This window comes from Kitasatospora sp. NPDC056783, assembly GCF_042789895.1.
GTDB lineage: Bacteria > Actinomycetota > Actinomycetes > Streptomycetales > Streptomycetaceae > Kitasatospora.
The window spans coordinates 1-14,258 of sequence record NZ_JBHUAF010000213.1 but is presented as its reverse complement, the minus strand read 5'-3'; the positions used below and the strand labels follow the sequence as shown (position 1 = coordinate 14,258).

Here is a 14,258-nt window from a genome sequence, read left to right as displayed (position 1 = left end):
GGGTGGTGGGTGGTGGGCGGGTGGTGGTGGCCGGTGTGGCCGCCCCCCCCCCCGAGCAGCCCGCTCCGGGGGCGGGGCGGATTCGGCGGGCCCGCCAGCCTCAGGGGTGCGGCGGGCGCGGCGCGTGCGGTGGGCGGGGCGGGCCGGCGGGTGTGAAGCGGACGGCCGTGCCGGGGGTGAGCGGTGTCGGGGGGTCGGCCTGGGGGTTCCACAGGGACGTGCCGGTGGTGCCGAGCAGGTGCCAGCCGCCGGGGGACTCGCGGGGGTAGACGCCGGTGAACTCGTCGGCGACGGCGACCGCGCCCGCGGGCACCCGGGTGCGCGGGACGGCGCGGCGCGGCAGCCGCAGCGCGGGATCGGTGCCGGTCAGGTAGGCGAATCCGGGGGCGAACCCGCAGAACGCCACGCGGTAGGTGGCGGCGCAGTGCCGGGCGATCACCTGGGTGACCGTCAGGCCGCAGAGCTCGGCCACCTCGGCCAGGTCCGCGCCGTCGTAGCGGACCGGGATCTCGACGCTCCCGGAACCGGAGGGGGCCGCGGTGGCCGCGGTGGCGGCGGTGCGCAGGTCGACGGCGCGCAGGGCGGTGGTGAGGCGGTCCGGGCCGGTGGTCCGGGGGTCGTAGCGCAGCAGGACGGTGCGGGCGGCCGGGACGAGTTCCAGCACCCCGGGCAGGGGGTCGCGCCGCAGCGCGGTGTGCAGCCGGGCCGCCTCGTCGAGGTCGCGGACCTCGACGAGCAGGGCCCGGCTGCCGTAGCGGAGGATGTCCATGAGGGCGGGTCAGCTCTCCTCGGCGACCAGGTAGTCGCGGTCGTACCGGTCGGTCACGAACATGTGGCCCGGCGCGTGGGTGATCGCGAAGGGCGGGCGCGAGGCCATCAGGGCCGACTGCGGGGTGACACCGCAGGCCCAGAACAGCGGCACGTCGTCGGGGCCGATCACGGCCGGGTCGCCGAAGTCGGGCCGCCCCAGGTCGGGGATGCCGAGTTCGGCGTTGGCGCGGTCCCCGGGCTCGCCGACGGCCACGGGGGCCCCGTGCACGGCGGGCATCCGGGCGGTGATCGCCCGCGCGTCGGCGACCAGCTCCCGGGGGACGGGGCGCATGGAGACCACCATCGGGCCGTGCAGCCGTCCGGCGGGGGCGCACGCCTTGCTCGTGCGGTACATCGCGACGTTGCGGCCCTCGGCGACGTGGCGCAGCGGGATGCCGGCCTCCAGCAGGCTGCTTTCGAACGTGAACGAGCAGCCGATGAGGAAGGTGACGAGGTCCTCGCGCCAGTGGGCGGAGACGTCCTGGTGCTCCTGCCACTCGCCGTCGTGCCACACCCGGTAGAGGGGCAGGTCGGTGGCCAGGTCCGCGCCGGGGGCCAGGGCGCTGGTGCGGGCGCCGGGGGCGGTCTGTTCGAGGACGGGGCAGGGGGCGGGGTTGAGTTCGGCGAAGAGGGCGACGTCCTCGGCCCAGTCCTCGGGCACGCTGATCATGTTGGCCTGGGTGCGGCCCAGGCACCATCCGGCGGTGGGCACCGCGGTGCCGGCCCGGAACAGTTCGCGGGCGCGGGCGGGGTCGAGGGTGGCGTGGTTCTCGGTCATCGAAGGTCTCCTTCGTCGTCGTTGTCGTCGTTGTCGTCGGGGTTCTCGCGGCAGGGGGATGCCGCTGGAGGGGGCGTCGGGGGCGTCGGGGGACGGGTCGGCGCGGGCGGGTCAGCGGGCAGCGGTGCCGAGCAGGGTGGCCAGGGTGGTCATCGGCGACAGGGGCCCGAGAGCCGCGGCCATGCCGAATCCGCGCTCGCCGAGCCGCACCCCGACCGCCAGGTGGCGGGCCGGCCCCTGCCCGCGGCTGACCGACAGGCTCAGGCCGCCGCTGCCGGCGGCGCGGTAGCGTCCGGCGAACAGCGACAGGGGGCCCGTCACGACCAGCCGGCCTCCGAGGGTGAGCACCACGGCGCTCACGGCGACGGCCAGCCGCAGGAGGGGATGGAGGTCCAGCCCGGCGTCGAGCACCGCCGCGGACAGCGCGGCCGCGACCGGCGAGCGGTCGCACCGGTGGGTACGCGAAGTCCTGCGGGTGCGGGTCCGGCCCGGGAAACGCTGTGACGGTCGCGGCATGGTTTTTCCCCCAACTGCGCTGTGGTGAACGCCCTTTCGACACCGACAGTGACATCCGCCCGGACCGGCCCGCAAGGCGCCGAGGGCCCCCGATCCACTTGTCGAAAATGGGACGATCCCCTGGGGGGATTGTTGAACAACTGCATTGTGCTTCGATTGACCTGACGACCCGTGGGCATGGGTGGTACGAAGGTGGGGCACGCATGACGAGCCGGGAGGGGCACCGTGAACACCGAAGAGGACCGCGCAGCGGGCAGTGGGACCGAGGACTGGGCCGAGGAACTCGCCCAGGCGGGCTGGAGCAGCAAGGCCGAACACGTCGCGGCGATCCTGCGCAGGCGGATCGCCGAGGGCAAGCACCGGCCCGAGAACAGGATGTCCGAGGAGACGATCAGCAAGGGGCTGAAGGTCTCCCGCAACACCCTGCGCGAGGCGTTCCGCCTGCTGGTGCACGAAGGGATCGTCGAACACCGGCACGGCCAGGGCGTGTTCGTCCGCCGGCTGAGCGTGGCCGACGTGGTCGACCTGTACCGGCTGCGCCAGGTGGTGCAGCCGGCCGTCATCAGGGACCTGAAGGGCCGGTCCGTCAGCCTCGGCCAGGTCCGGGCGGCCGTCGAGGAAGCCGAGGCGGCCGGGCTGGCAGCCGACTGGATGGTCCTGGGCACCGCCAACCTGCGGTTCCACCTGGCGCTCACGGCGCTGGCCGGCAGCCGCCGCCTGGACGAGCTGATGAACCGGGTCCTGGCCGAACTGCGGCTCGTCTTCTACGCGATGTCGGATCTGCGCGAGTTCCACGCCACCTACGCCGCACGCAACAGGAAGATCCTCGAACTGATCGACGCGGGGGCGTTCGCCAAGGCGGCCAACGAGATGACCTCCTACCTGAAGGCCGCCGAGCGCGACCTGGTGGAGCGCTACACCGCGACCCGGTGACGCCCGGCGCGCACGCCATTGGTGAACTCCCCGACCGGAGGCGTGGTGCCCGCGCAGGCCGTCCTCTGTACAGGAAGTCGGCGGAGTCGACTTCCTGTACAGAGGACGGCCCCCGGGGTTGCGGGGTGAGCCGGAAGTGGATCGCGGCTTTCAAATCCACCAGTAACACCCCTTTCGGCAAGCCAGTGGGGATCAGCTCACGACGGGGATCTTCCCGGAGCGCCAGTCGGCCAGTCGCTTGCGGATGCTCGGCAGCATCGCCAGCCCGTCCGTCTCGGCCGGGGCGAACCACGCCACCGCGTGGGACTCCTCGGAGACCTGTAGCCGGCCGCCGAGCGGGCGTGCGAGGAGGCAGATGGAGAACTCCTGGCGGACCTCCCCGTCGTCGTAGGCGAAGACGTGGCCGGGGTCGGTGTAGGTGCCGACGATCCCGGTGATCTCGACCTCGATGCCGGTCTCCTCGCGGGTTTCGCGGATTCCGCACCCGGCGAGGGATTCGCCGATGTCCATCTTTCCGCCGGGCAGGGCCCACATCCCGTTGTCGGTGCGGCGCTGGAGCAGGACGCGGCCCGCGTCGTCGACCACGACGACGGACGCGGCCGGGACCAGCGAGTTCGCCTCGGGGGCGTTGGGGTCGTCCACGTAGTCACGCCTGGCCATGATCTGCCACCTCCACTGCCGGGCCGGTCAGGAACGCTGAGCAAGTCGGTACGGGCCCAGATAGTAGGACAGGGCGGCATGCGAAGGTCCGTCAGCGACCTCGCCGTTCGTCAGCCGCCGCACCACTTCGGCTTCCGGCACCCACTCCGACTCTCTCACGCGTGTGGTGGGCTCCCGGACAGGCCGCAGTCCCGGACCAGCGAACGGCCCGGGCCTGCGGTTCGGGACGGCGGATCAGACGTCGCCGAACTCGCCGCTGCGGACGGCGATGACGAACGAGTTCCAGGCCGAGGGCGGGAAGACCAGCGCCGGGCCGTGAGGGTCCTTGGAGTCACGGACCCTGCCCGGGTGTGCGTCATCTACCTCGATGCAACCGCCCCCGCCGTTGCTGTAGGTGCTCTTGCGCCACTTGGCGCCCGTTGGGTCATGCATGGTCCAGCTCCTTCCGTGCCGCCCGGATCTTGGCCAAACTGTCCGGCTGGCTGAGCGCGTTGACCTGGAGTCGATCGCGCTCCCGGGCTCCTCTGCCCGCCGCGCGTCGGCCCAAGCCCGGAGTGTCAGCCGACCATGCGTCAGTTGACGATTTGAGGTGGGCTTTCCGAATTTGTTGTGAGGCTACTTGCGTTCAGTGTCGCGGCCAGGTGGTATGCAAGAGGGTGGGGGGCCTGGCGGCTGAATCGCCGGGGCCCACCCACCCGCTATTCACCCATTACGGCTGGATCGGGAACTCGCCCGCCTTGACGGCGTCGAGGAAGTTCTGGAAGGCAACAGGGGTGAACTCCAGGACCGGGCCGAGCCGGTGCTGCTTGGTGTCGCGCACCGGGACGGTGCCGGCCGGAGTCCGGCCGACCTCGACGCAGTTGCCGATTTCGCTGCTGCTGTAGCTGGACTTGACCCAGCTGTAGCCGCCCTGGTCGAGGGTGGTGCCGTCGTGCATGGTCATCCTTTCAGTTGTCCCCAACTCGTACTGTTCGTCAGGGTTTCCTGCAAGTATGACCGCGTTGCCTGCGGGTCAAGTGCTTGGGACATAAGCAGCTCGAACTGACGGTTATGGCGGGCGAGTTTTGCTGGTTGGTCCTTGAACGTCAGGTCCTGCTCGACGTAGGCCACGCCGTCACCTGGCAGGTCGCTGAACAGGTAGATGGCGAACGGCCCGGTTGTTCCCACGTGGTATCCGGATCCTTCAGTGAGGACCTGGATCGTGATGTTGTCCAACGCGCAGACCTCGATCAGGTGCGCGACTTGGGCGCGCATCAGGTCGGCGTCACCGACGCACATCCGAAGCGCAGCCTCGCCGAGAATGAACCAGGCCTTCGGTGAACCTTCCCCGAAAAGTACCTGCTTGCGTCGCTCGACGCGCTCGACAGCCTTGTCGAACGGCCTCGGATTTTCGTCCTTCCACCGGAACCGGGCGCTGGCGATGACAGCCTCCGTGTAGTCCGCGGTCTGCAGCAGGCCCGGGATGATGCTCGGCTCCCAGTTCTTGACGAGCCTGGCGAGCTTCTCGGCTTCGACGAGGGCGCCGAGTGAGGGGTTGACGTCGAGCGCCGACCACCAGCCGTGCTCCTTGCTCTGCTTGGCCATCGCTCTGAGCGAGTCGGCGGTGGCCTGGTCCAGGCTGAACTGTGCGACCCACGAGTTCACATCGTGGACCTTGATGATGTTCTGGCCGGTCTCCAGTCGGCGGACGATCGCCGCCGACAGGCCGAGGGCGTCGCCGAGCTGTTCACGGGTGAGCTTGTTGCGTTCGCGGATCCGGCGGAGCCGGCCGCCGAGGAGATGCCGAAGGAACGGGACGCCGGAGGGGCGCTCGTCCTGCTCTTCGCTTGTGACCGCTTCGTCCATGTCTCACCCCTATCAGCTGTCACTGATGCCTCGTCAAGTCTGCCGTCTGCGAGGGGAAGGCGCCAGTTGCCATAGCCGTCAATTGACGGTGGCGGCACGTGTTGCATTTCCGCCCCGAGTGCGAGACTGTAGCAACATGCTCACTGGGAGTTGCAGGCTTTGCACTCTCGGTAGTCTGTTCTATTGCCGTGCTCGCCGGGGGTTTCCCATGCATGAGCCACTGCGCCCTGCCTCGGCTCCGGGCGCTGCGTCGGCACCACGCCAATCTCTCCGGCCGGCCCTGCGCATAGCCGCGACCGGGGAGCCCGCGCCCCGCTTCGGTGAGGGCCGCCGTTCTCCTTGACCTTCAACCAGCCTCACCTGGAGAAGAGTCGAGCGTGACCTGCATCAGCGCCGGATTCTCCGTCCGGCGGTTCGCCCACCAGGCCTTCGCCTTCTACGAGGCCCCCCGATCGGCTGACCAGCCCCAGCACACCCCCTTGAGGCACATCACCATGGCCACATCCCGTCGCCCCCGCATGTTCGTCGCGCGGCTCGACTCCTGTGTCGAATCCGCGCCCCTGGCCCGGTACATGCTCCGCGCGTACCTGTCCGGGCTGCCCGCCGGCGAGCGCTTCGCCGAGACCGCCGAACTCCTTCTCTGCGAACTCTTCGCCAATGCCGTCCGGTACTCCGGCGCGCCCGACGACCGGCGCGTCGAGATCCGCTTCGCGCGCGTCCGCTCCCGCCTCCGGCTGGAAGTCCACGACGCGGGGAGCGGCCTCCCCGTCCTCCGTACCGCCTCTGCGGACGACGAGGGCGGGCGTGGCCTGTTTCTCGTCAACGAGTCGGCCGAACGCCGGGGTTGCTCCCCGCGTCCCGGTGGCATCGGTAAGTTCGTCTGGGTTCTTGTCGCGCCCGACCCGACCCCTGTCCTCGCCACCGCCTGAAAGCCGAACCCCACTCATGCAGCTCGCCACCCTCGCCCGGCGTACCCTCTCGCACGGCGCCACCCCCGCCGCCACCTACGCGCTCCTCGCCCGCCTCGGTCACCGGCCGCTGCCCTGCGCGCGGGCCGTCTGCCTGGCCCTCGACATCCCGCAGGCCGACATCAGCCGCCGACTGGACGACTGCTACGACGCCCTGCTCGCCGACCCGCGCCCCGACTCCGAGTCCGACACCGGTGAACTCCTCGAAGCCCTCGGCGTCTTCGACGTCCCCAGGGAGCTCACCCCCACCGAGCGCGTCGTCGTCGCCCACTTCCAGACCGCCGTGGACGCCATGGGCGGTATCCGGCCAGGCCACCAGCACGGCCTCACCCGCTGGTTCACCACCGGCAACCTCACCGCCGCCTACCTCTCCCTGGCCGCCGCCCGCCCCCTGCCCCGCACCGGAAGTCCCGCCCTCTACTGGTCCTCCCTCGTCACCGCCGGCGAACTCCTCGCCGGCACCAACCCCGACCCCCGCATCGGCTACGCCCTCACCCACTGCCGCAGCCGCGCTCAGCGGTAGCCGGTCGGCTCCTCCGTGCCGCCGTCGCGCCGGGCGCAGAGGGCCTGTCGGAGGGCGAAGGTGCCGCGGATCGCGGTGTGCGCCGCCGCCGAGGGCGAGCGCCGGCCGGGCAGTCCTCGGCCGTGGCCGGGAGCGCGGGTCGGGCAACGAGCAAGCGGCTCCGCCCTCGTGGCCGGGGTGGCCGGCACCGCCGCGGCCGCGCCCGCGCCGGCCACCCCCGTGCCGACCCGGCACCTCGCGCTCCACGGCTGGACCCTGCTCAACGGGCACGGCCCGGGCCCCAACCCGGGCGAGCGGCTCACCGCGCAGGTCAGCGCCCGTACGGCCGACGGCCGCAGCCGAGGGCGCGTCGTGGTGCAGCACGTGTTCGAGGGGGCGGGCACCACCCGGGCCGAGTTCGACGTCGACTGCCTGACCGTCGACGCGAATGGCGCCATCACCGTGACCGGGCCCATCTCGCAGATCCTGATCACCCCGTTCGGGGGAGAGCCGTACCTCTTCGAGGAGGGCCGGCACCCCGAGGCCGGCCTCACCTTCCACCCGCCTGACGGGCAGCACCAGCGCCGGGTCGGCTGGAACCGGACCAACCCCCGGACGCACTCCGAAGTCGTCGAGTGCGGCGAGGTCCCGGCCGGCTTCTGGGTCATCGACGGCGGGACCTTCCCGCGCCGCCAGGAGCTGTCCGGGCGACCGCGCGCGCGGCCGGACGACGAGGGCTGCCACGGTCGCGGTGCCGAGGTGGACGCGGCCGCGCTCGTCGGATGGTGGAGAGGCGGCCCACCGGGCGGCGCACCGGCGTGGGCCGCCTCCTCACCCGAACCCGGCAGGAGCCGCGTCAGCCGGGGCATCCCGGCACCGGGGCCGGTACCGTTCCGCCACGGTCGCGAAGCAGGGCCCCGTACCCGTCCCCGCGGCCGCCCCGCCACCTCTCACATCCCGTTCCTCACAGTTCGGTCGCCACGAACTTGCGCAGCCACTCCTGGAAGTCGGGCCCCAGGTCGTCCCGCTCGCAGGCGAGCCGCACGACTGCCTGGAGGTAGGAGCCGCGGTCCCCGGTGTCGTAGCGGCGGCCGTTGAACACGACTCCGTGCACGGGGCCGCCGTCCGCCTCGCCGCGGGCCAGCGTCCTCAGGGCGTCGGTGAGTTGGATCTCCCCGCCGCGTCCGGCCCCGGTGGCCCTCAGCACGTCGAAGATCTCCGGAGCCAGGACGTAGCGCCCGATCACCGCGAGGTTCGACGGGGCGGTGCCCGGCTCGGGCTTCTCCACCAGGTCCACGATCCGGCGGACGTCGCCCGCCCCCGACGACACGGACGCGCATCCGTAGAGGCCGATGTCCTCCTCGGCCACCTCCATCAGGGCCACCACGCTGCCGCCGTACCGCTCCTGCACGTCGAGCATGGTGGTCAGCAGCGGGTCGCGCGGGTCGATGAGGTCGTCGCCGAGCAGCACCGCGAAGGGTTCGGAGCCGACGTGGTCGGCCGCGCACAGGATGGCGTGCCCGAGCCCCAGCGGGTCGCCCTGGCGGACGTAGTGCATGTTCGCCAGGGCGTCGGGCGCGGTCACGGAGGCCAGGCGCCGGTCGTCGCCCTTGCGGCGGAGCGTGGTCACGAGTTCGTGGTTGCGGTCGAAGTGGTCCTCGAGGGCCCGTTTGCTGCGGCCCGTCACCACCAGGACGTCGCCCAGGCCCGCCGAGGCGGCCTCCTCGACGACGTACTGGATGGCGGGCTTGTCGACGACCGGCAGCATCTCCTTGGGCGTCGCCTTGGTGGCGGGCAGGAAGCGGGTGCCGAGCCCCGCGGCGGGGATCACGGCCTTGCGCACGCGAGGTGCCATCAGCTCTCCCCGATCTCGTTGCGGTGCAGGACGATCTTGGCGTCCTTGGCCACGTAGTAGTTGTCGACGGCGTACGAGATGGTGGCGAAGTCGATCCGGCCCCGGCCCTCGAAGTCACCGAGGGCGATCCGGGCCACGGACTCGTCGGCGACCCGCCACTTGCTCCACACCCCGGCCCGCCCGTCGACGGCCTTGTAGTAGAAGACGCCCTGCCAGGGCCAGGGGCCGCGCAGCGCCACGAGGAACTCGTCGTCACCGTCGCCGTCGAAGTCGGCGCAGACGATCTGGTGCCCGGGGCCCTCGCCGTTCTCGTTGGGGTCGCCGAAGACGTCGAGGATGCTGCGGGTCCAGGTGGTGGTTCCGTCCGCCTCCGGCTGCTTGGTGTAGACGGCGACGGTGTTGCCGTGGAAGGGCTCGACGGCGGCGACGTACGCCAGCGGGTCGTCCCCGAGGCGGCCGGCGTTCAGGTCGCCGCTGCCGCGGAACCCGGTGCGCTCGAACTGGCCGCGCTCGCCGGTGCCGAACGACTCCCGCTGCCACTGGGCCCGTTCCTCGTCCCAGTACAGCCGGGTGACCCCCTCGTCGGAGGCGAGCAGCAGGCTGTCGAGGTCGCTGCCGGGGATGAGTCCCGCCTTCTTCTCCGCGCCGTGGATCATGCGGAAGTTGCGGTCGTCGATGACGGTCATCGGCCACTCGTCGGCGGTGTGCACGTCGTCGGGCTGGGTGAACATGACGACGGGCAGGACCGCGTGGACGTCCTCGACCGCGACGATCGGCAGGCCGATGATCTCCAGGCGCTCGCGCTGCGTGAAGTACCCGGCCCGCAGCCGGTGCATGCCGGTCGCCCGGCCCACGTAGCGGCGGGTCCAGCGCGAGGGGTCCTTGTCGGGCTGTCCGGGGTTCTCCAGCCAGCTGATCTTCCCGCCCTGGGGGTCGGGGTCGACGATGGTGCCGATCGGCCCGTAGAGCTCGTGGCAGACGATGATGTCGGCCACGCCGTTGCCGCTGATGTCCGCGAAGTCGGCGCCGACGGGCATGTGGATGCCGTCGGCGACCAGCCGGCGTTCCCAGCTGCCGTCGTTGCGGTACCAGTAGATCTCGCCCAGGCGCAGCCCGTAGCCGAACAGGTCGGTGCGGCCGTCGCCGTCGAGGTCGGTCGCCTCCAGCCAGTAGCCGTCCCTGAGCTGGTCGGTGACGACCTCGGCGCCGAAGCGGGGGATGCGCACGGAGGAACCGTCTGAGGTGTTCGTCATGGCGTCAAACTCCAGGTGCCGGTGGGATGTCGGAAGCCCTGCCGTTCAGCAGGGGTGGTATTCGAGGGCCAGCCAGACGCAGTCGGATTCCGCCCAGTAGCGGTGCCACGGATAGCTCCACGCGCCGGTCGCGTCGTAGCCGCAGAACGGGGCGTGGGTGCTGCCCGGTTCCAGGGCCACGTCCTGGTAGCGGGTCCGCGCGTCCTGCGCGTGGAACTTCTGCATCCGTCCGCGCCCCGCGACCTGGGTGTGCACTTCCAGGAAGTCGTGCCTGCGGTGGATGTGGCAGTCGGTGCCGGCGGGTGCGTACCAGAGGTTCGCCTGGAGCTTCAGGGGCACGGGAGTGCGGGCCGCGCTGGGCGCGCCGAGCAGGTGCGCCGGCAGGGTCACGGTGCCCAACTGCGCGATGGGGGAGCGCCACAGCGGGGTTGCGGCGGGGAAGGGTTCGCCCTCGCCCGCGCCGGCCGCCACCGCCGGGTCGTTCCCGATGCGCAGCCAGCCCTCCCGTGCCCCCAGGCCGTCGATGCGCTCGGTGCCGAGACCGGTGAGCAGCAGCAGCGGGGCCGGATGGCGCAGCGTCACCCGGTCGAGGACGGCGGACTGGAGGGGGGCCACCCGGGAGGGGCGCTCGGTGCCCAGGTCGAGCGGCTCGGCGGAGAGGTTGACGACGAGCGTCTCCTCCTGGAGCGGGGTCTCGGTCCCGGGGGCGGTGAGCTTGGCGCGCAGACCGCGGGTGGAGAAGGAGAGCGGTGCTCCGGTGTCGGTGGGTTCCCCGGCGACCGGGGCCGGGGCCGGGCCCGGGCCCGGGCCCGGGGTCTCGGAGCGGTCGGATGTCGTGCGGGTCATGGGTTTCCTCGGTCGGCGGTGTGGGGTGCGCGTACGGCTGTGAGGTCTCGGGCGGTGCGCGGCGGTCAGCCGGCGAGCTGGGCCATGTCGTCCCGGAGGGGCGGCGCGACCAGCGTGAGGTCGGGGGCGAAGAGGGTCGGGGCCGGGCCGAGTCCGAAGTGGTGGGCCAGCGCGTCCACCGTGCGCCGGGCGGCGAGGCCGTCGCCGTACGGGTTGACCGCCCGCGCCATCCGCGAGTACGCCGCGCTGTCGTCGAGGAGTGTGGCGGCGGCGTCCACGATGCCCGCGGTGGTCTTGCCGACGAGGCGGGCCGCGCCGGTCTCGATCGTCTCCACCCGCTCGGTGACGTCGGCCAGCACCAACGTCGGGGTGCCGAGCGCCGGCCCCTCCTCCTGAGCTCCGCTGCTGTCCGAAATGATCATGTCGGCGCGGTCCAGGAGCTTGCAGAAGGACAGATAGGGCAGCGGGTCGGTCACGGTGATGTCCGGGTGGCCGCTGATGACGGGCAGGATCGCCTCGCGGACGGCGGGGTTCAGGTGCAGCGGGACGACGATGCGCACGTCGCCGCGGTCGGCGAGCCGCCGCCAGGCCTCGGCGATGTCGCGCAGGTTGGGCCAGGCGTCCCTGCGGTGCGCGGTGGCGAGGATGACCTTGCGGCTCTCCTGGCCCAGGTCGGCCAGCTCGGGCCGGTCCCAGTCGGCCGCGTACTCCGCGCCCCAGCGCAGGGCGTCGATGACGGTGTTCCCGGTCACCACGATGTCGCTCGCGGGTACGCCTTCGCGCAGCAGGTTGTCGCGGTTGCCCCAGGTCGGCGCCAGGTGCAGGTCGGCGACGCGGGCGACGAGGCGGCGGTTGCCCTCCTCCGGGAACGGGGAGGACAGCCTTCCGCTGCGCAGGCCGGCCTCGACGTGCACCAGGGGGATGCGGTGGTGGAAGGCGGAGAGGGCGCCGGCCAGCGTCGTCGCGGTGTCACCGTGGACGAGCATGACGTCCGGCCGGTGCTGCGGCACGTAGGAGTCGAGGCCGTCGAGTATTCGCGCGGTGGTGCCGGACAGGGTCTGGCGTTCTCGCATGACGGCCATGTCGATGTCCACGCCGAGGCCGAACGCGGTGAGCGTCTCGTGCAACATCTCACGGTGCTGGCCCGTGGAGACCACGATCGGCTCGAAGCGCGGGTCCTGCTGCAACAGCCGGATCACCGGCGCGAACTTGATGGCCTCCGGGCGAGTGCCCATGACAAGGGTGACTCGTTTCAAGACTCAACAGCTCCTTCGAACTCCGCTCATGAGGGGCCACGTTCCCGTTCCCCCCGGCTGAAACGGCGTGCGGCGACGCTGTCGCACGCGTACGGAACACCGGTGCGGCACTTCGCCGCTCCGCGCGCCGGAGCGGTCGCCCACCGGACGATCTTGACCGTGGCGCCCCGGTCCGGCGCCACGGCGTGTGGAGTTCCGGGCGGGGCCCACCCCGCCCCGGGACGCCGCACGGCCACCGCCGCACCGGCCCGGCCGCGGTCAGACGGTCGGTGTGACACCGCCGTCGACGACGATCTCGGCACCGGAGATGAAGCCCGACAGGTCGGACGCCAGGTACACCGCGGTCGAGGCGACCTCCTCCGGGCTCCCGAGCCGCCCCGCGGGAATGCCGTTGAGCTCCACGTACCGCTTCAGCGCCGTCTCGCGGTCGGTGCCGAACTCCTCGGCCAGCGCGTCGGCCAGACCGCCCGGCCGATCGTAGATCGCGGTGCGGATGAAGCCCGGCGAGATCACGTTGGAGCGCACCCCGCGCGGGGTGAACTCCCGTGCCAGCGCCTTGGAGAGGCTGAGGATCCCCGCCTTGGTGACGCTGTAGTCGGGCAGCCTCGGGTTCGGCATCCGCGCCGCCTCGGACGCGGTGTGGAGCAGGACCCCGTGGCCGCGTTCCAGCATGTGCGGCAGCACCGCGCGCGCCATCCGCACGTAGCCGAGCAGGTTGAGGTCCAGACTGGCCCGCCAGGCGTCGTCGTCGACGCCCAGGAACCCCTCCGGCCTGACCGCGGCGACCCCGGCGTTGTTGTGCAGGACGTCGACGCGGCCGAAGCGCTCCAGCGCCGCCCGGACGAGGTGTCCGGCACCGTCCCGGTCGCGCAGGTCCGCCCGGACCGGAAGCACCTGGTCGCTCCCCAGGGATTCCAGCGCCTCCGGATCCAGGTCGCCGCCCACCACCGACGCGCCCTCGGCGACGAAGGCGCGGGCCGTGGCCAGGCCTATGCCGCCGCCGGCACCGGTGATGAGGACGACTTTTCCATCCAGATTGTATTGCACCATTTCGCTCTCCCGCCGACGTTCCGGTGTGCGAGCCGAGTCTTTCCCGAACACCCCAGTTCGTGTCCAGCTCGGGTTAGAGTCGCACAGCAAATTTCGCCAACCAACGAGAAGGGGCTCTCCGCCATGCACATCGACCTTTCGGGCCGCATCGCACTGGTTACCGGGTCCACCGCGGGGATCGGCCTGGCCGTCGCCAAGGGGCTCCACGCGGCCGGCGCGGAGGTGGTGCTCAACGGCCGTACGGAGGAGCGTCTGGAAAAGGCGCTGGTGGAGTTCGACACCACGACTCGGGTACGTACGGTCGCGGCGAACGTCGGGACGGCCGACGGCTGCCGCGTGCTGACCGAGGCCGTCCCAGAGGTGGACATTCTGGTGAACAACGCGGGAATTTTCGCGCCGCAGCCGCTCTTCGAGATCGAGGACGAGGAATGGCAGCGGTTCTTCGACGTGAACGTGATGAGCGGAATCCGGCTGTCGCGCCACTACGTGCCCGCGATGGTGCGGCGCGGATGGGGCCGGACCGTCTTCGTCTCCAGCGAGTCCGCCGTCCAGGTGCCGCCGGAGATGGTGCACTACGGCATGACCAAGACCGCCCAGCTGACCGTCGCCCGGGGCCTGGCCGAGGCGGTCGCCGGGAGCGGTGTGACGGTGAACAGCATCCTGCCGGGGCCGACGCTGAGCGAGGGCGTCGAGAGGTTCGTCTGGGAGCTGGTCGGGGACGAGGCCTCCTCGCTGGAGGAGGCGAGCCGCCTGTTCATCGAGAAGGAGCGCCCGACCTCCCTGCTCGGCCGCCTGGCGAGCTCGGAGGAGGTGGCGAACCTCGCCGTCTACCTCTGCTCGGACCAGGCGTCCGCGACCACGGGCTCGGCGCTGCGGGTGGACGGCGGGGTGCTGCGCGGCGTGCTGTGACGGTGCGGGGGCGCCGCGCGCGGTGACGCGGGCGGCGCACCGTACGGGCTGAGCGGGAGGGCGGGACCCCTGGGTCC

At 71.8% G+C, this 14,258-nt stretch carries 16 protein-coding genes; 4 read left to right on the top strand and 12 right to left on the bottom strand.

The window, feature by feature from the left end:
• Nucleotides 1–100: 100 nt before the first annotated feature.
• From ACFRMQ_RS26080 to ACFRMQ_RS26070, 3 genes are all read right to left on the bottom strand, one after another.
• Nucleotides 101–769 carry an allophanate hydrolase subunit 1 gene (locus ACFRMQ_RS26080; RefSeq protein WP_380733064.1) on the bottom strand — a complete coding sequence of 223 codons (669 nt, stop codon included), beginning with the start codon at nucleotides 767–769 and terminating at the stop codon, nucleotides 101–103.
• 9 nt (nucleotides 770–778) lie between these two features.
• Nucleotides 779–1,588 carry a putative hydro-lyase gene (locus ACFRMQ_RS26075; RefSeq protein ID WP_380733063.1) on the bottom strand — a complete coding sequence of 270 codons (810 nt, stop codon included), beginning with the start codon at nucleotides 1,586–1,588 and terminating at the stop codon, nucleotides 779–781.
• A 111-nt stretch (nucleotides 1,589–1,699) separates the two neighbouring features.
• Nucleotides 1,700–2,104: a hypothetical protein gene (locus tag ACFRMQ_RS26070; RefSeq protein WP_380733062.1), complete on the bottom strand. Its 405-nt coding sequence runs from the start codon at nucleotides 2,102–2,104 to the stop codon at nucleotides 1,700–1,702.
• 225 nt (nucleotides 2,105–2,329) lie between these two features.
• Here ACFRMQ_RS26070 and ACFRMQ_RS26065 point away from each other — a divergent pair, with 225 nt between their 5' ends.
• On the top strand, nucleotides 2,330–3,037 hold the full coding sequence (locus tag ACFRMQ_RS26065; protein WP_380733061.1) for a GntR family transcriptional regulator: 708 nt from the start codon (nucleotides 2,330–2,332) through the stop codon (nucleotides 3,035–3,037).
• Nucleotides 3,038–3,229: 192 nt separating this feature from the next.
• Here the strand turns inward: ACFRMQ_RS26065 and ACFRMQ_RS26060 are convergent, their stop codons facing one another.
• From ACFRMQ_RS26060 to ACFRMQ_RS26045, 4 genes are all read right to left on the bottom strand, one after another.
• Nucleotides 3,230–3,697, bottom strand: coding sequence for an NUDIX hydrolase (locus ACFRMQ_RS26060; RefSeq protein ID WP_380733060.1), 468 nt, complete (start codon nucleotides 3,695–3,697; stop codon nucleotides 3,230–3,232).
• Between the two features lie 234 nt (nucleotides 3,698–3,931).
• Nucleotides 3,932–4,129: a DUF397 domain-containing protein gene (locus tag ACFRMQ_RS26055; RefSeq protein WP_380733059.1), complete on the bottom strand. Its 198-nt coding sequence runs from the start codon at nucleotides 4,127–4,129 to the stop codon at nucleotides 3,932–3,934.
• Nucleotides 4,130–4,406: 277 nt separating this feature from the next.
• On the bottom strand, nucleotides 4,407–4,640 hold the full coding sequence (locus ACFRMQ_RS26050) for a DUF397 domain-containing protein (RefSeq protein ID WP_380733058.1): 234 nt from the start codon (nucleotides 4,638–4,640) through the stop codon (nucleotides 4,407–4,409).
• Nucleotides 4,637–5,542: a helix-turn-helix domain-containing protein gene (locus ACFRMQ_RS26045; protein WP_380733057.1), complete on the bottom strand. Its 906-nt coding sequence runs from the start codon at nucleotides 5,540–5,542 to the stop codon at nucleotides 4,637–4,639. The genes ACFRMQ_RS26050 and ACFRMQ_RS26045 overlap by 4 nt, the downstream gene beginning before the upstream one ends.
• A 377-nt stretch (nucleotides 5,543–5,919) precedes the next feature.
• On the opposite strand from ACFRMQ_RS26045, the gene ACFRMQ_RS26040 reads away from it, so the two are divergent.
• Both ACFRMQ_RS26040 and ACFRMQ_RS26035 read left to right on the top strand, forming a co-directional pair.
• Nucleotides 5,920–6,471: an ATP-binding protein gene (locus ACFRMQ_RS26040; RefSeq protein WP_380733056.1), complete on the top strand. Its 552-nt coding sequence runs from the start codon at nucleotides 5,920–5,922 to the stop codon at nucleotides 6,469–6,471.
• Between the two features lie 16 nt (nucleotides 6,472–6,487).
• A complete protein-coding gene (locus ACFRMQ_RS26035) occupies nucleotides 6,488–7,033 on the top strand; it encodes a hypothetical protein (RefSeq protein WP_380733055.1) in 546 nt (181 codons plus the stop codon).
• A gap of 943 nt (nucleotides 7,034–7,976) precedes the next feature.
• Here ACFRMQ_RS26035 and galU read toward each other — a convergent pair.
• From galU to ACFRMQ_RS26010, 5 genes are all read right to left on the bottom strand, one after another.
• A complete protein-coding gene (galU, locus tag ACFRMQ_RS26030; RefSeq protein ID WP_380733054.1) occupies nucleotides 7,977–8,867 on the bottom strand; it encodes a UTP--glucose-1-phosphate uridylyltransferase GalU in 891 nt (296 codons plus the stop codon).
• The gene (locus tag ACFRMQ_RS26025; RefSeq protein ID WP_380733053.1) at nucleotides 8,867–10,120 is read right to left on the bottom strand and encodes an FG-GAP repeat domain-containing protein; all 1,254 of its coding nucleotides are present in this window, start codon (nucleotides 10,118–10,120) and stop codon (nucleotides 8,867–8,869) included. Before ACFRMQ_RS26025 ends, galU begins: the two co-directional genes overlap by 1 nt.
• 45 nt (nucleotides 10,121–10,165) lie before the next feature.
• Nucleotides 10,166–10,966, bottom strand: coding sequence for a hypothetical protein (locus tag ACFRMQ_RS26020; protein ID WP_380733052.1), 801 nt, complete (start codon nucleotides 10,964–10,966; stop codon nucleotides 10,166–10,168).
• A 65-nt stretch (nucleotides 10,967–11,031) separates the two neighbouring features.
• On the bottom strand, nucleotides 11,032–12,222 hold the full coding sequence (gene wecB, locus ACFRMQ_RS26015; RefSeq protein ID WP_380733051.1) for a non-hydrolyzing UDP-N-acetylglucosamine 2-epimerase: 1,191 nt from the start codon (nucleotides 12,220–12,222) through the stop codon (nucleotides 11,032–11,034).
• 258 nt (nucleotides 12,223–12,480) lie between these two features.
• A complete protein-coding gene (locus ACFRMQ_RS26010; RefSeq protein WP_380733050.1) occupies nucleotides 12,481–13,272 on the bottom strand; it encodes an SDR family NAD(P)-dependent oxidoreductase in 792 nt (263 codons plus the stop codon).
• Nucleotides 13,273–13,395: 123 nt separating this feature from the next.
• Between ACFRMQ_RS26010 and ACFRMQ_RS26005 the strand changes: the two genes are divergently transcribed.
• Nucleotides 13,396–14,181: an SDR family NAD(P)-dependent oxidoreductase gene (locus tag ACFRMQ_RS26005; RefSeq protein ID WP_380733049.1), complete on the top strand. Its 786-nt coding sequence runs from the start codon at nucleotides 13,396–13,398 to the stop codon at nucleotides 14,179–14,181.
• Nucleotides 14,182–14,258 lie beyond the last annotated feature (77 nt).

Excerpts from the sequence above, each read along its gene's own strand:
- ACFRMQ_RS26080 (WP_380733064.1), bottom strand. The coding sequence starts at position 769 with ATGGACATCCTCCGCTACGGCAGCCGGGCCCTGCTCGTCGAGGTCCGC.
- ACFRMQ_RS26075 (WP_380733063.1), bottom strand. The coding sequence starts at position 1,588 with ATGACCGAGAACCACGCCACCCTCGACCCCGCCCGCGCCCGCGAACTG.
- ACFRMQ_RS26070 (WP_380733062.1), bottom strand. The coding sequence starts at position 2,104 with ATGCCGCGACCGTCACAGCGTTTCCCGGGCCGGACCCGCACCCGCAGG.
- ACFRMQ_RS26060 (WP_380733060.1), bottom strand. The coding sequence starts at position 3,697 with ATGGCCAGGCGTGACTACGTGGACGACCCCAACGCCCCCGAGGCGAAC.
- ACFRMQ_RS26055 (WP_380733059.1), bottom strand. The coding sequence starts at position 4,129 with ATGCATGACCCAACGGGCGCCAAGTGGCGCAAGAGCACCTACAGCAAC.
- ACFRMQ_RS26050 (WP_380733058.1), bottom strand. The coding sequence starts at position 4,640 with ATGACCATGCACGACGGCACCACCCTCGACCAGGGCGGCTACAGCTGG.
- ACFRMQ_RS26045 (WP_380733057.1), bottom strand. The coding sequence starts at position 5,542 with ATGGACGAAGCGGTCACAAGCGAAGAGCAGGACGAGCGCCCCTCCGGC.
- ACFRMQ_RS26035 (WP_380733055.1), top strand. The coding sequence starts at position 6,488 with ATGCAGCTCGCCACCCTCGCCCGGCGTACCCTCTCGCACGGCGCCACC.
- galU (WP_380733054.1), bottom strand. The coding sequence starts at position 8,867 with ATGGCACCTCGCGTGCGCAAGGCCGTGATCCCCGCCGCGGGGCTCGGC.
- ACFRMQ_RS26025 (WP_380733053.1), bottom strand. The coding sequence starts at position 10,120 with ATGACGAACACCTCAGACGGTTCCTCCGTGCGCATCCCCCGCTTCGGC.
- ACFRMQ_RS26020 (WP_380733052.1), bottom strand. The coding sequence starts at position 10,966 with ATGACCCGCACGACATCCGACCGCTCCGAGACCCCGGGCCCGGGCCCG.
- ACFRMQ_RS26010 (WP_380733050.1), bottom strand. The coding sequence starts at position 13,272 with ATGGTGCAATACAATCTGGATGGAAAAGTCGTCCTCATCACCGGTGCC.
- ACFRMQ_RS26005 (WP_380733049.1), top strand. The coding sequence starts at position 13,396 with ATGCACATCGACCTTTCGGGCCGCATCGCACTGGTTACCGGGTCCACC.